Annotated in this window: 15 protein-coding genes and 1 pseudogene; 5 read left to right on the top strand and 11 right to left on the bottom strand. The window is 74.7% G+C overall.

Annotated features, from left to right (window positions below; all coding sequences use genetic code 11):
- The 8 genes and pseudogenes from ACFV9T_RS21075 to ACFV9T_RS21040 all read right to left on the bottom strand — a co-directional run.
- A pseudogene (locus ACFV9T_RS21075) lies at window positions 1-1,728 on the bottom strand (hypothetical protein); the annotation flags it as partial.
- Window positions 1,729-1,767: 39 nt separating this feature from the next.
- Complete coding sequence (locus tag ACFV9T_RS21070; protein ID WP_385442500.1) at window positions 1,768-2,661, bottom strand: hypothetical protein; 894 nt, start codon at window positions 2,659-2,661, stop codon at window positions 1,768-1,770.
- A gap of 215 nt (window positions 2,662-2,876) precedes the next feature.
- Entirely contained in the window at window positions 2,877-4,412 is a 1,536-nt protein-coding gene (locus tag ACFV9T_RS21065) for a hypothetical protein (protein WP_385442498.1), read from the bottom strand.
- A 117-nt stretch (window positions 4,413-4,529) separates the two neighbouring features.
- Window positions 4,530-5,597, bottom strand: a complete 1,068-nt coding sequence (locus ACFV9T_RS21060) for a DUF2891 domain-containing protein (protein ID WP_385442495.1) — start codon at window positions 5,595-5,597, stop codon at window positions 4,530-4,532.
- A complete protein-coding gene (pcp, locus tag ACFV9T_RS21055) occupies window positions 5,594-6,238 on the bottom strand; it encodes a pyroglutamyl-peptidase I (RefSeq protein ID WP_385442493.1) in 645 nt (214 codons plus the stop codon). The genes ACFV9T_RS21060 and pcp overlap by 4 nt, the downstream gene beginning before the upstream one ends.
- Window positions 6,239-6,264: 26 nt before the next feature.
- Entirely contained in the window at window positions 6,265-7,233 is a 969-nt protein-coding gene (locus ACFV9T_RS21050; protein ID WP_385442491.1) for a DUF979 domain-containing protein, read from the bottom strand.
- The gene (locus ACFV9T_RS21045; RefSeq protein ID WP_385442488.1) at window positions 7,230-7,955 is read right to left on the bottom strand and encodes a DUF969 domain-containing protein; all 726 of its coding nucleotides are present in this window, start codon (window positions 7,953-7,955) and stop codon (window positions 7,230-7,232) included. Before ACFV9T_RS21045 ends, ACFV9T_RS21050 begins: the two co-directional genes overlap by 4 nt.
- Before the next feature lie 123 nt (window positions 7,956-8,078).
- Window positions 8,079-8,834: a GntR family transcriptional regulator gene (locus ACFV9T_RS21040; RefSeq protein WP_385442486.1), complete on the bottom strand. Its 756-nt coding sequence runs from the start codon at window positions 8,832-8,834 to the stop codon at window positions 8,079-8,081.
- 135 nt (window positions 8,835-8,969) lie between these two features.
- Here ACFV9T_RS21040 and ACFV9T_RS21035 point away from each other — a divergent pair, with 135 nt between their 5' ends.
- The 3 genes from ACFV9T_RS21035 to ACFV9T_RS21025 are packed head-to-tail and all read left to right on the top strand — an operon-like array spanning window position 8,970 to window position 11,262.
- A complete protein-coding gene (locus ACFV9T_RS21035) occupies window positions 8,970-9,737 on the top strand; it encodes a LamB/YcsF family protein (protein ID WP_385442485.1) in 768 nt (255 codons plus the stop codon).
- Window positions 9,734-10,384: an allophanate hydrolase subunit 1 gene (locus tag ACFV9T_RS21030; protein ID WP_385442482.1), complete on the top strand. Its 651-nt coding sequence runs from the start codon at window positions 9,734-9,736 to the stop codon at window positions 10,382-10,384. The genes ACFV9T_RS21035 and ACFV9T_RS21030 overlap by 4 nt, the downstream gene beginning before the upstream one ends.
- Complete coding sequence (locus ACFV9T_RS21025) at window positions 10,381-11,262, top strand: biotin-dependent carboxyltransferase family protein (RefSeq protein ID WP_385442480.1); 882 nt, start codon at window positions 10,381-10,383, stop codon at window positions 11,260-11,262. The genes ACFV9T_RS21030 and ACFV9T_RS21025 overlap by 4 nt, the downstream gene beginning before the upstream one ends.
- Here ACFV9T_RS21025 and ACFV9T_RS21020 read toward each other — a convergent pair.
- Complete coding sequence (locus ACFV9T_RS21020; protein WP_385442477.1) at window positions 11,250-11,540, bottom strand: CDGSH iron-sulfur domain-containing protein; 291 nt, start codon at window positions 11,538-11,540, stop codon at window positions 11,250-11,252. The genes ACFV9T_RS21025 and ACFV9T_RS21020 overlap by 13 nt on opposite strands.
- Window positions 11,500-12,180 (bottom strand): HemK2/MTQ2 family protein methyltransferase, encoded by a 681-nt coding sequence (locus ACFV9T_RS21015; protein ID WP_385442474.1) that lies wholly within the window; start codon window positions 12,178-12,180, stop codon window positions 11,500-11,502. Before ACFV9T_RS21015 ends, ACFV9T_RS21020 begins: the two co-directional genes overlap by 41 nt.
- A gap of 121 nt (window positions 12,181-12,301) precedes the next feature.
- Between ACFV9T_RS21015 and ACFV9T_RS21010 the strand changes: the two genes are divergently transcribed.
- Together ACFV9T_RS21010 and ACFV9T_RS21005 are read left to right on the top strand one after the other, a co-directional pair.
- Window positions 12,302-12,730, top strand: coding sequence for a hypothetical protein (locus ACFV9T_RS21010; RefSeq protein ID WP_385442472.1), 429 nt, complete (start codon window positions 12,302-12,304; stop codon window positions 12,728-12,730).
- Window positions 12,730-13,752 (top strand): iron-containing redox enzyme family protein, encoded by a 1,023-nt coding sequence (locus ACFV9T_RS21005; RefSeq protein ID WP_385442470.1) that lies wholly within the window; start codon window positions 12,730-12,732, stop codon window positions 13,750-13,752. Before ACFV9T_RS21010 ends, ACFV9T_RS21005 begins: the two co-directional genes overlap by 1 nt.
- Here ACFV9T_RS21005 and ACFV9T_RS21000 read toward each other — a convergent pair.
- Complete coding sequence (locus ACFV9T_RS21000; protein WP_385442468.1) at window positions 13,665-14,054, bottom strand: WhiB family transcriptional regulator; 390 nt, start codon at window positions 14,052-14,054, stop codon at window positions 13,665-13,667. The two genes, ACFV9T_RS21005 and ACFV9T_RS21000, sit on opposite strands and share 88 nt — an antisense overlap.
- Window positions 14,055-14,129: the final 75 nt, after the last annotated feature.

Below are 14,129 nucleotides of genomic sequence, written 5' to 3'. Positions count from 1 at the left end.
GGCCAGGTCCGCGCGGGACTGTTCGGCGGCGGCCGACTTCGCGTGGTCGGCGGTGCGGCCCGCCGTCTCGCGGGCGGCCTCCCAGCCCGCGGCGGTCGTCTTCTCGGCGTCGCTGGCGGCGAGCGCGGCGCGGGCCGGGTCGGCGTCGGGGGCGGAGTCGTCGAGCCATCCGGCGCGCACCGCCTCGGCGGTCTCCTGCTCGACCTCGGCGAGCCGCTGCCGCAGGTGCTCGGCGTCGCTGCGGGCGCGCTGGGCGGCGGTCGCGGCGGAGGTGGCGTCGCGGTGGGCGGCCTCGCCGGTCTCCTGGAGGGCGGCGGAGCGCTCCTCCTCCTCGCCCGCGTGCCGTTCGCCGTCCTCGGCCGCCGAGTGGAGGGCGCGTACGAGGTCGGCGGCGGCCTTGGCGCGGGCGGCGAGCGCGGGCGCCGCGTCCCGCTCGGCCTCGCGGATGGCGGCGGCCACGCGCGCGGAGCGGTCGGCGGCGGCGCGGTGGCGGAGCACCGTCTCGGCGGCCTGCCAGGCGGAGTGCAGGGTGCGGGCGTCGTTGAGTTCGCGGCGCTGGGCGGCGGCGCCCTTCTCGGCGGCGGCGAGGGCCAGCGAGGCGTGGCGGTAGGCGAGTTCGGCGGCGACCAGGTCGCTGCGGCCGCGCGCGGTCTCCGCCTCGGTGACGGCGTGCGCGGCGGCGGCGACCTGCTGGGCGAGTTCGGCGGCGCGGCCGCGCTCCTCGGCGCCGCGCGCGGAGAGCCGCCGGGCGAGCGTACGGGTGCGGCGCTCGGCGCCCGCGTGCACGCCGCGCGCCTGCTCACGGCGCTCGGCGGCGTCGGCGATGCGCTGGAGCAGGTCCAGCGAACCGGCGGTGAAGTCGCGCTCGGCGGTCAGTTCGGCGCGGCGGCCGAGCTTGTGGGCGAAGCCGTGGACGAGGTCGGCGAGCCCGTCCGTGTCGCGGGTGTCGGTGACGGCGCGCAGCAGCAGATCGGTGAAGTCGGAGTCGTTCTTGACGGCGAAGAGACCGGCGGCCTCGCCCTCGTCGGCGTTCATCTCGCGCTGGTAGCGGAAGAGTTCGGGGTCGAGGCCCAGCTCGCCGAGGTGTTCGTTCCAGCGCTCGTGGATCTCCACCCAGGAGACGTCCAGATGCGGATATGCCTTGCCCGCCTCGGTGAGGGCGTCCCGGAAGCCCTTCATGGTGCGGCGCCGACCGCGCGCGGAGGAGGCGCCCTCCGCGGCCGGGCGGACCGCCGCGGCCTCGGCGACCGGCAGCGAGTCGAGGCTGAGGCCCGGGCCGGGGCGGAACGAATACCACGCCTCGGCGAACTTCCGCGGGTCGTTGGAGACCTGGCGGCCGCGCCACTCGCTGACCTTGCCGACGACGACGGACTCGCCGGTGACCGTGTGCTGCCACTCCAGGGCGACGTGCCCGCAGTCGTCGGCGAGGAGGAACTTGCGCAGCACACCGGAGCTGGCGCCGCCGAGCGTGTTGCGGTGGCCGGGCAGCATGACCGAGAAGATCAGCTTGAGGAGGACGGACTTGCCGCCGCCGTTCTCCAGGAAGAGCACCCCGGCGGGGGCCGGGCGGCGCGGCGGGCCGACCGGCTCGTCCTCGAAGAACTCCGCCTGGGTCGGCGCGGGGCTGGGCACCGGCTCGCCGACTCCGCGCAGGTCCAGCACGGTGTCGGCGTAGCGCGCACCGGCCGGCCCGATGGAGTAGAGGCGGACCCGGGACAGCTCGTACATGGCGGCGGACTCTCGTCGAAGGGTTCGGGAGTGAAGGGCTCAGGAGTGGAACGGCAGACCGGCGTCGGCGACGAGGTCGAGGTCGTCGCCCTCGTCCGGCGGCAGCAGCGTCGCGCTGCCGTCGCCGACCGGCACGACGCCGAGCGCCAGCAGCTCGGACATGGCGGAGCTTGCCGCCATGTCGCGCACCTGCAGCTGGTAGCGGGCGGTGGTGCGGTACGTGCCGCCGGACTCGTCCCCGGTGCGCTGGAGGAAACCGGAGTCGACGAGGAAGGCGACGGCCTTGCCGATGATGCCGGTCGTCGAACCGGCCAGCCGCCGCGCGTCCTTGGTCGCGCCGGTGGCGCTGCGCCGCGCGTACACCCGCCAGGCGGCCTCCAGCCCCGGCGCCTCGGTGGCCGGGTCGGTGTTCTCGCCCTGCTCCTCGGCCCGCTGCTCCAGGCGGGCGCAGGCCTGCCGTACGAAGGCGTCGACGCCGTTGACGGTGACCCGGCCGATGTACCCGTCGTCGGCCAGGTCCTCGGGGCGCGGGAAGGCCATGGCGGCGACCGAGAGATGGGCGAGGCCGTGCAGGAAGCGATCGGCGGAGTCGCTGGCGGCGCGGCGGGCGTAGTCACCCATGCGGACGGCGAAGACGGAGTCCTCGTCGGCGGTCACGGCCATCCCGGCGCGGGTGGACACCTCCAGCACGATCAGCCCGAGCCCGGTGGCAACGGCGTCGGTGAGGCGGGCGAAGGCCGGTTCGTCGCGGTAGCGGCGCAGCAGCTCGGCGTACTCGACGTCCCGGGCGGGCAGCAGCTTGGGCTGCAGCCCGAAGGAGACCAGCCGCGCCGCGTCGGCGGCGTCGGCGGGCGTGACCCCGCCGCCGGGCCCGCTGGGCGCGGCGGTCGGCTCGTGCTGTGCCGCGTCGTCGGCGGCGTCGTACTCGGTCACGGGTGAAGCTCCTTGCGCGGGGCGTTCTCACGGTGTGCGGCGGGGGCGGGGCAGCTCCGCGATGCCGGGCGCGCGGCGACGCGGCCGGTCGGCACCACGGCGCACACCGGGCACGCCCCCGGTGTGCGGACGCACCGCACGGCGAGCGCCACGGCCGGGGATCCGGACGGCGTACGGCGCACGGCGCACGGCGATGCGGCGGCGGGGTGGGGCATCTACGCCACCTCCGTGCGGTCGGCCGCCATGCCCGCGGCGTCCAGGAGGGCGGTGCCCAGTATGAGGTCGGCGCCGCCGAAGCCGGGGTCTTCCAGTTCGGTGCCGTCATCCACGGCGAACAGCAGCCGCTGTTCGCCCTGGCGGTAGGCGGTGCCGACCGGGGGGCTGGCCGCGTGGATGGCCAGCAGGGCGATCAGGTAGGGCAGGTCGGGGTCGCGGCGGCGGGCGTCGGCGAGGAGGCCGGAGAGGCGGCGGGGGGCGTCGGCGGGGAGGTCGAGCAGCTCCATGGCGACGGCGAGCTGCTCCTCGCTGAAGCGGCTGTCGTCGGGCGTCGCGATGAGGTCCGGTTCGGGCATCTCCGCGCCGAGGTGTTCGCGCTCGACGGGCGGGGTGAGGAGCATCTCGACCAGGTCGCCGACGCGGACGGAGGTGGGCGTCCGCATTCCGGTGCCGCGGGCGAAGAACGCGTCGGTGACGCGGCCCGCCTCCTCGACGGGGAGCGGCAGGATGGGGGCCAGGAGCTGTCCGTACAGGTCGAGTCCGGCGCGGGCGGCGGGCGGGGCGAAGGCCTGGCGGTCCTGCTCGGCGCGGAACAGCGGCCCGGCCTCCAGCAGCCGGGACTGGAGCTGGGTGTGGCGCCGGATGCAGTCCTTGACGATGTCGACCAGCTCGGCGGCGCGCCGCTTGTGCTCGGCGCCCTCGGCCTCGTCGCGCGCCTTGCGGATGTTGGTGAGGATCGCGTTCTCGTGGCGGTAGCGGTCGGCGACGTGATCCAGCGCCTCGGTGATCATCTCGGGGACGGTGCGCAGCCAGTCGACCGCGCGGACGTTGCGCCGGGTGGCGTCCAGGGTGCGGCGCAGTGTCTCCGAGTACTGGACGGTGCGGTAGCGGGCCTGCTCGGCGGCGAGTTGGGCGTCGGCGAGGCGGCCGCGGCTGATGAGGACTTCCAGCTTGACCTCGGCGGCGATCTGCGCGCTGGTGACGTCCGTGTCGAGGGCGCCGACCAGGACGTTGACGGCTTCGTCGGTGGTGCGCAGATAGACGCTGCCGCCGGGCCCCGGCACCTCCTCGATCAGCTTGAAGTCGTAGTCGCGCCGGACATACGCGCCGTCGGCGCCGAACGTGCCGTACACCGCGCGGAAGCCGCGGTCCACGCTGCCGACGTTGATCAGGTTCTCCAGCACCCAGCGGGCGACGCGCTCGTGCTGGGCGGCGGGCCGCTCCGGGGCCTGGGCGGCGACGCGGGGCAGCAGCCTGGCCACTATCTGTTCGTGGTCGGCGCCGGTGTCGAAGTCCATGTTGAGCGTGACGAGGTCGATGGCCGAGAGGGCGACCTCGGCCATCGCGTACACCCCGTACTCCCCCGCGAGGTTGGCCTTGCGGGTGTCCAGGTCATGGAGCGGCGCCGTGCACGCGAGCGCGCGCAGCCGCCGGGCCAGGCCCTCGTCGGCGGCCGGTCCCGGCGCCGGGCGGGCGGCCCCGTCATGGCCGTTGAGCTGGGGCGCAGTGGTGGCCCCTGGGGGTGGAAACGTCACGTCGCACAGATTAGGCGGTCGCACCGACAACGCACGAAACGGCACGGAGATCCCGCTATGTCGGGGCGCGCCATGCCTGCCTGTCCACCGGCGCGTCTCCCGTGACTCACCGACCGGTCAGTCTACGGCTTCACAGGCGTTCCCCGGACCGCCCGGCGGACCGTCGAGGGCGAGGGCCGCGAAGGTGGCGATCCAGTGGTCGCGGGTGAAGTCCCCGGTGACGGCGTGCGGAAGCCCGGCGGCCAGGTGGTCGCGGGCCGCGGACGTGAGGACGGGGACGCGGGGATCGCCGTCCGGGAGGGCGACGGCGAGGCGGCGCAGCGCGGCGGCCCGGCTGAGGGAGAGCCCGAGGAGATGGCCGATCTGGGGGTCGGCGGGGTCGGTGACGAGGGGCGGGGTGAGGAGGGCCCCGGGCGCGCGGCGGTCGAGGCCCGGCAGGAAGCGTTCCAGCCAGGCCGCGAACTCCTCGCGCGGCAGCACCCGGCAGACCGCCTCGGCCTCGGTGAGCGCCGGGGAGAGGAAGTCCTGTCCGGAGGGTTCCCAGTGGGCGGGGGCATCACGATCGTGGGCGAACCAGCCCATAATGGCCCGTTCGACGGGGTCGGTGAGCGCCCCGACACCGGCGTGCGACGCGCTGTCCAGGATGAGCCCGAGGGCGAACGCGCTGTTGGCGTGGGTTCCGTGCCGTACCGGCTGGGCGGCCTTTCCCAGCCAGCCGAGCAGGAGTTCCGCGACGGCGTCGGCGGCCGGTGCGAGCGCGTCCGCCCAGCGCTTCCCCGCATCCTTCAAGGCCCCGTCGAACGCCCCGTCGAGCGCGCGGCACTCGGCCGTGAGCGCCAGCAGCCAGGCCCAGCCATAGGGACGTTCGAACGAGGGGTGGGCCCGCAGATAGTCGGCCTCGGCGGTGAGATGGGCGGCCGTGAGGTGGGCGTCCAGGACGCCGGTGACCGTGTCCGTGGGCACGCGGCCGGGGCAGCGGCGCAGCAGCCGGACGAGCAGCCAGTGCATGTGCACCGAGGAGTGCCAGTCGTAGGAGCCGTAGAACGCCGGATGGTACGTGCGCGGCGGCACCAGGTCCCCGGGGCCGCGCAGCAGCTGTGCCGGGGCGTACGGGTACTCCCGGGTGACGTTGGCGACGGCGAGGGCGGCGAACCGCCGCGCGTACGCGTCGAGCCGCGCGCTCAACGCGTCGCGCCTTCGGCGCTGCGCAGGTCCGCCCCCGTGGTCGCCGCCGTGATGGCGATCGCGCGGAGCGCCTCGGCGACGGTGGCGGCGGGCAGGGACGGTTCGGCCCGGTCCACGACCTGTTCGGGCAGGTACGGGACGTGGACGAATCCGCCGCGCAGGGCGGGCCGCTCGGTGGCGATGAGATGGGCGAGGCCGTAGAAGACGTGGTTGCAGACGAACGTCCCGGCGGTCTGCGATACGGAGGCGGGGATCCCGGCGGCGCGTACGGCGGCGACGCACGCCTTGACGGGCAGGGTGGCGAAGTACGCGGCGGGGCCGCCCTCGACGACCGGGCCGTCGACGGGCTGCCGTCCCGCGTTGTCCGGTATGCGGGCGTCGTTGACGTTGATGGCGACGCGCTCGACGGTGACGTCGGGGCGGCCTCCGGCCTCCCCCACGCACACCACCACCTCCGGATCGGTCCGTTCCACCTCGGCGCGCAGTTCGTCCAGGGCGGTGCCGAAGACGCAGCTGAGCCGGGCGGCGGTCACGGTCAGACCGGGCGGCGGGTCGGCGGCGACCAGGGAGACGGCCTGCCAGGAGGGGTTGACGGCCGACCCGCCGAAGGGCTCGAAGCCGGTGAGGAGTATGCGGGTCACGGGAGGGGCCTCCTCAGAAGGCGTCATCAGAAGGCGAAGAGCGAGATGATGGCGACGTTGCAGACCAGCAGCGCGCCCGCGGTGGGGATCTGCGCCTTGATGGGGCCGTACTGGTCCTTGAGTTCGAGCAGCGCCGCGGGCACCAGGTTGAAGTTGGCGGCCATCGGGGTCACCAGCGTTCCGCAGAAGCCCGCGAGCATGCCGACCGCGAGGACGACCGGCGGGTCGCCGTGCATCTGCTCGATGAGCACCGGCCAGCCGATGGCGGCGGTCATCACCGGGAACGCGGCGAACGCGTTGCCCATGACGACGGTGAACAAGGCCATGCCGACGCAGTACACGGCGACGGCGATGTACTTCTGGCCGTCCGGGAGCAGCTGTTCGGTGATCTTGCCGACCTGGGTGCCGACCCCGGCCACCTGGAAGATCGAGCCGAGGACGGCGAGCAGCTGGGGCAGCAGCAGCGCCCAGCCCATGGACTCCAGCAGCCCGCGACCGGAGTGCAGCGGGACCGAGGGCCTGCGCTCGCGGACCACGAGCATGCCGACGAGGAGTCCGGCGACGGCGCCGAAGCCGAGGCCGAGGATGGTCTCGCTGCCCGCCTCCAGGACCGGCTCGCCACCGATGCGCCAGTCCTTGACGAACGAGGCGCAGACCACCGCGACCAGCGGGATGGTGAGCGCCGGGACGAACAGCCTGCTGCCGAGCCGGGCGGCGGTCGCGGTGCGTTCCTCGGCGGTGGTGGTGCGGGGCACGCCCCGGCCGGTGAGCCCGAACCCGCCCAGACAGGCCATGGCGAGGACGGCGACGCCCAGCGGTTCGGCCGGGGCCGTCTTCTCGACCACCCAGGTGCTGTAGAAGAAGCAGGCGCCCAGCAGCCCCCAGAAGGCGGCCGAGCCGTAGCGCTTGGGGTTGCTGCGGTCGACGGCCATCTGGGCGGCCATGGCCAGGAAGACGGCCCCGACGAGCCAGAAGAACCACTCTGCCTTGATCACTTGGCCTCCTCCGCGGTGCGGCTGCCGCCCACGGCGGCGGACGGGCCGCCCGGGGCGGCGAACTCCCTCTCCAGCGTGCGGTCCAGCCGCAGCAGCCGGGCGCCGTGGATGAGGAAGGCGCAGACGGCGGTGGGGATGGCCCACAAGGCGAGCTGGAGGGGTTCCAGATGGGTGTGGTACGTGGTGTTGACGAAGCCGGTGATGAGCAGGATCGAGCCGATGGCGAGGAAGCAGTCCTCGCCGAAGAACAGCCCGACGTTGTCGGCGCTGGCGGAGTACGAGCGGACGCGCTCGCGCGTCCGCTCGGGCAGGGCGCCATGACGTCGCTCGGCGGCGCCCTCGGCCATCGGCGCGACCATCGGGCGCACGCTCTGCGCGGGGCCGCCGATGCTGGTGAGGCCGACCGCCGCGGTCAGCTGACGGATCAGCAGATACAGGGCGAGGAAGCGGCCGGTGGTGAGCTTGCCAAGCCTGCCGATGAGGGTACGGGCCTGTTCCTGGAGGCCGTTGCGCTCCAGTAGGCCGATGACCGGAAGGGTGATGACGAAGATCGTCACCGAGCGGCTGGAGGCGAAGCCGTTGCCGAACGCGGCCAGGATCTCCTGGGGCGAGAGCTTGCCCAGGAACCCGGTGACGATCCCGGCGACCCCCACCACCAGCAACGGGTTGCGTCGGGTGGCGAATCCGAGGATCACCACGAGGACGCCCAGGAGCACCATCATGCGTCCCGCCTTTCCGCGCACAGGACCTCACGGGGGGCGTGAGGAGATTGCACGGAGGCTAGAACTTCGTTGAACGATCCGACAAGAGGTTGACGCTGACTTGTTCGCTGTGCGCCGGATCGTTTACGGGTGGGAAACCTGCGACTGGGAAACTTGCTGCGCGTACGCGCCGGACAACTGCGCCTGGGAGTCGTCCAGGTACGAGGCGAGCAGCCGCTCGGCCTCCGCCGCGTCCCCGGTCTGCAGCACCTCCAGGATCTGCCGGTTGCGGACCAGATAGGGGGCGTAGAAGCGGCGCGGGTCGTCCATCACGTGGAAGACCAGCCGCAGTTCGGCCAGCACCGCGCGCATCAGCTCATCGGCGCGCGGGCTACCCGCGAGCGCCACGATGGCCTGGTGGAAGCGGATGTTGGCGGTGGACAGGTCCTGCCAGGCGCGGTCCTGCGCGGCGCGTTCGCCCGCCGCGACGGCCGCCTCGACCGCGGACAGGGGATAGGGCGGCTCGCCCAGGCCCCGTACAGCGGCGCACTCGACCATCCTGCGCACCCGGTAGATGTCGTGGAGGTCGTCGACGGTGACGATACGGACGAAGACGCCCCGGTTCAGCTCGTGCACCAGCAGCCGCTCGTGGGTGAGCAGCCGGAACGCCTCCCTGAGGGTGTTGCGGGAGACGCCCAGCGCCCCCTTGACGCTGTCCTCGGACAGCCGGGTGCCGGGCGGGAAGAACCCCTCCGCGATGCGGTCGCGCAGGACGTCCGCCACCCGCTCGGCGGTGCTGGTGCGCCCCAGCAGCGCCCGGTCGGCCTCCAGTCCGGCGACTCCGGCCACCTCGGACACCCCGGACGCCTCGGCGAGCCGCCGTTCCACGCCGTTTGCCACGCTCTCTCCTCTTTGCCCTGTTCGCTCGGTTTGCTCTGCCTCATCCGTGCCGTATGGCGAGAAGTGAAGCCCAGAATCAGGAAGGCGACAACAACTTCTTGTCGGATCGTTCAACGATCGCTAGCTTGTGATGCCATGGCGAACCCGACGATCGACCTCAACGCCGACCTCGGCGAGGGCTTCGGCCGCTGGCAGCTCACCGACGACGATGCCCTGTTGTCCATCGTCACCAGCGCCAACGTCGCGTGCGGCTTCCACGCGGGCGACCCCTCGACCATGCGCCGGGTCTGCGCGCTGGCCGCCGAGCGCGGCGTCCGCATCGGCGCGCAGGTCTCCTACCGTGACCTCGCGGGCTTCGGGCGGCGTGCCATGGACGTACCGCCGCGCGAGCTGGCCGACGAGATCGCCTACCAGATCGGCGCGTTGGAGATCTTCGCCCGGGCCGCCGGGACGCGAGTGGCCTACGTCAAACCGCATGGTGCGCTCTACAACCGCAGCGTGCACGACGCGGCGCAGGCCGCCGCCGTGGTCGAGGGCATCACGCTGGCGGCGGGCGGGCCGCTGCCCGTACTGGGCCTGCCCGGCTCCCGGCTGCACGAGGCCGCGCGGGCGGCCGGGCTGCCGGTGATCACCGAGGCGTTCGCCGACCGCGCGTACACCGCCGCGGGCACCCTGGTGCCGCGCGGTGAGCCCGGCGCCGTCGTCTCCGACCCCGACACCGTCGTCAAGCGCGCCCTCGGCTTCGCCCGCGACCAGGCCGTGACCTCGGCCGACGGGCAGCGGATCGACGCCGAGGTGCGCTCCCTGTGCCTGCACGGCGACACCCCAGGAGCCGCCGAACTCGCCCGCCGCGTACGGCGCGAGCTGACCGGCGCGGGGGTCCGCGTGGCGGCCTTCGCATGACCACCGCCTCGGACGGCCTGACCTGTCTGCCGGTCGGCGACCACGGACTGCTCCTCGAAGTCGGCACCGGCGAGGCCGTGGAGGCGCTCCACGCCGAACTGCTGCGCCGCGCCGCCGCCGGGAGGCTGCCCGCCGTCCGGGAGATCGTCCCCGCCGCGCGCACCGTGCTGCTCGACGGCGTCGCCGATCCGGCCGCGCTCGCCGCCGACCTGGTCAGCTGGGAGATACCGCCGCCGGTCCGCGGCGACGAGGAGGCCGTGGAGGTCCCCGTCCGCTACGACGGGCCGGACCTCGCGGACGTCGCCGGGCTGTGGGGCGTCACGCCCCAGGAGGTGGCCCGGATTCACTCCGGCACCGAATTCCGGGTGGCGTTCAGCGGATTCGCCCCCGGCTTCGGCTATCTGACGGGACTCCCCGAGCACTTCCACGTACCGCGCCGCGCCACCCCACGGACCCGGGTCCCGGTCGGCTCGGTCGCCCTCGCGGGCCCGTACACCGGCGTCTACCCGCGCTCCTCCCCCGGCGGCTGGCAGCTCATCGGGACGACGGACGCGGTGCTGTGGGACACCGCGCGGGAACCGGCGGCACTCTTCGTCCCCGGCACCCGGGTCCGTTTCGTACCCCTTGAGGATGGGGGCGCGCCATGACGGACAGCGCCTTCTCTGTGGTGCGGGCGGGCGCGCTCACCACCGTCCAGGACCTCGGCCGGGAGGGCCACGCGCATCTCGGCGTGCCCCGCTCCGGCGCGCTCGACCAGCCCGCCCACCGGCTCGCCAACCGCCTGGCCGGGAACCCGGACGGGGCCGCGACCCTGGAGACCACGCTGACCGGCTGTGCCGTACGGCTGCGCCGCGCGGCCACGGTGGTGGTCACCGGCGCGCCCTGCCCGGTCACCGTCGACGGCCGTCCCGCCGCGTGGGGAGCGCCGGTGCGGGTACCGGCGGGCGCGGTGCTGGAGGCCGGGGCGGCGACCTGTGGCGTGCGCTCCTACGTGGCGTTCGACGGCGGCGTACACGCCGAACCGGTGCTCGGCAGCCGCGCCACCGATGTGCTGTCCGGGCTCGGCCCGGCGCCGCTCGCCGACGGCGCGGTGGTGCGGCTCGGCGCTCCGTACGGACCGGCGCCGGGCTCGGATTGCGCGCCCCTGAGGAACGTCGTATCGGAGCTGGTGCTTCCGGTGGTGCTCGGTCCGCGCGACGACTGGTTCACGGCCGCGGGGCTGCGTACCCTCACCACCGGCCGGTTCCGGGTCGCGGCCGCGAGCAACCGGATCGGGCTGCGCACCGAGGGCCCCGCGCTGGAGCGCGCCAGGGAGGGCGAGCTGCCCAGCGAGGGCATGGTGCTCGGGGCGCTCCAAGTGCCGCCGGACGGCCGCCCGGTGCTCTTCCTCGCCGACCATCCGACGACCGGCGGCTATCCCGTGGTGGGCGTCGTCCCCGAGGCCTCGGTGGCCGCCGCGGCGCAGGCCGTGCCCGGCACTCCGGTGCGGTTCGCCCCGCTGCGCCGCCCGGGTCAGCCGTCCTGAGCCTGGCCGGTCGGGCCTTCCCTGGCCGGGCCTTGCCGGGTGCGGACCGGGCGGCGGTGGCTGGTGTCGCACCAGGGGTAGCGGGCGCTGCGCCCGCAGGCGCACACCGCCACCATCATCCGGTCGGAGCGGACCGTACGGCCGTCCGCCAGGACGACCTCCACCGGGCCCTCGACCAGCAGCGGGCCCTCGGGGTCGACGAGGACGCGCCGCGCGGGGGCTCCCGCCGGGCCGGGCTCATCGGGCGCAGCTGCTGCACTCGGTCGTACGGATGGCACGGATCACCACCAGCTCCTCCTTGTCGTCGCCCGGACCGATCAGCCCCCTGGCCGCCAGCCAGGCGCTGCGCCGCAGCAGCACCGGCCCGAACGGGACGACGCGGCGTGCCGTCACATCGGCGTGGAGCCCCTGGTCGGCCAGCCGCTCCAACGTCGTTCCGACGCCGCTCAGCGCGGACTGCACCAGCAGCAGCACGCCCCGTGGGCGCAGCAGCCCCGGCATCCGGGCGCACAGTCGGTCCAGCACCGCCCGGCCGTCCGGACCCCCGTTCCAGGCGCGGCCGCCCTGGGCGCGCTCGAAGGGGCGAGGAAGCCGCGCGGGCACGTAGGGCGGATTGGCCAGGACGACGTCGAAGCGCCGCCCCGGGGCCATGGACGCCAGTCCGGCGAGGCGGACCCGGACCGGCTCGCGGCTGAGCCGGGCGTTCACCCAGGCCGCGAGCACCGCGCGGGCGGAGACGTCCACGGCCTCGACCCCCGCGGCTCCGCAGCGCGCGGCGAGGACCGCCAGCGCGCCGGTGCCCGTTCCGATGTCCAGCACCTGGGCACCGGGCATGGCGGACTCAGCGCGCACCGCCTCGGCCAGCAGGGCGGTGTCGTCTTGCGGCGCGTACACCCCGGGAGGCGCAATCAGTCGCATCCGTCCCAGGTACCTCATCCGCACCGGACGAAACCGACCCGCCGCATCCGGCCCGATGCGTCGGGCGGTCGATCCGGGGCACTCGGCGAGCCCGGAGGAGCGGTGGATGGAGGAGCGGTCGATGACGAGTCTTCGCACCGGGTGCGCGCCCGCGTCGTACGGGCTGGAGTCCACCCCGGGCCCTGCGCGCGCCGTCCCCGAGGCCGAGGACACCGTCGCGGGCGCGGGCGTGGCGACCGGCTTCGCCGGGTGGGGCATGACCGGCGGCGTGCGCCACTTCTTCGGCGACCGGATCTCCGGCGACGGCGCGGACGCCGTCCGCGACACCCCGCCCGGCGGCGCGGTCGTCCGCGTCGGGGCGGTCGTCCGCGTCGGGGCGGGGCCGCGCGACGGCGAGGGCGCACCGCACGCCCTGTCGGTGTGCTGCACCCCTCTGGGGTGTCCGGTGCGGTCCCGCTTCGCCGTCCACGGGCCGAACGGGGAGGAGCGGCGGGACCGCCCTCGACGACCGGGCCGTCGACGGGCTGCCGTCCCACGTGGGCGGCGGTGATGCCTACCCGGAACGCGGCACCCGACACGGCGGCGTCCGGGCCGCCCGCGCTGCCTCAGGCCCGTGGCCCGCTGTCCGCGGCGGTCCGTACCGCCCTGTGCCACACCCCGCCGCCGACGGAGCTGCCGGGGGCCGGGGCCGCCGACCCGTTCGGCGAGGACCTTCAGCTCGCGCTGTACCTCGCGTACGAACTCCACTACCGCGGCTTCGCGGGCGTCGACGAGGCCTGGGAGTGGCAGCCGGATCTGCTGCGGCTGCGGGCCGCGCTGGAGGACCGGTTCCTCGGCGCGCTGCGCGCGGCCGTGCCCGGCGGCGCGGACGTGGCCGGTGAGCTGGACGCGCTGCTGGTCGAACCGCTGGACGCGCCCGGCGTCAGCCACCACCTGGCGAGCCGTGGCACCTGGGGACAGCTGCGCGAATATCTGGCGCACCGCTCGCTGTACCAGCTGAAGGAGGCCGACCCGCAGGCGTGGCTGATCCCCCGGCTGACGGGACAGGCCAAGGCGTCGCTGGTGGCGGTGGAGTTCGACGAGTTCGGGGCGGGCCACGGCGACCGGGTGCACGCCCGGCTGTTCGCCGAGGCGATGGCGGGGGCGGGTCTCGACCCGGGTTACGGCCGCTACCTGGACCGCGCGCCCGCCGAGACGCTCGCCACCGTCAACCTGATGTCGCTGCTCGGGCTGCACCGCTCGCTGCGCGGCGCGACGGCCGGGCACTTCGCCACCCTGGAGATCACCTCGTCGCCCGGGGCCCGGCGGCTGGCGCGGGCGCTGGAGCGGCTGGGCGCCGAGCCCCGGTGCGTACGGTTCTTCACCGAGCACATCGAGGCCGACGCGGTGCACGAGCAGCTGATGCGCCGGGACGTCATCGGCGGCTTCCTCGCCCAGGAGCCGGAGCAGGCCCCGGCCGTCGTCTTCGGGATCCAGGCCGCCGGCTACCTGGACGCGCGCTGGTCCGACCGCCTGCTCGGGGCGTGGACCGCCGACCGCCCGTCCCTGCGCCTGCCGCTGTGCGACGGCTGACCGCCGCGCGGCGGGGCGCCCGGGGCCGGGGCGCCCTGCCCCGCTGCCGCTGCCACGCCGCGCGCCTGACGCCGCTCCCGGCGGCGCAGCACCCGGCGTTCCTCCTCGTCGGTGCCGCCCCACACGCCGTGGGTCACACCGGTCTCCAGTGCGTACACGAGACACTCGTGGGTCACCGGGCAGCGGTGGCAGACCTCCTTGGCCTGGGCCTGCTGCGCCTGGGCCGCGGGTCCGGCCACCCCCACCGGGAAGAACAGCTCGGGGTCCTCGTCCACGCATGCCGCGCTCTGCCACCACTCCATGACTGCCCCTTCTGTGATGCTTAGTGGTGAATTTCCCGCCCTCGCCCATGCGGGGTCGCGCCGTCCAGTGAGTAG

The organism is Streptomyces sp. NPDC059850 (assembly GCF_042731515.1).
Classification (GTDB): Bacteria; Actinomycetota; Actinomycetes; order Streptomycetales; family Streptomycetaceae; genus Streptomyces.
The sequence above is the reverse complement of the archived record's forward strand: the minus strand, read 5'-3'. Positions and strand labels throughout refer to the sequence as shown.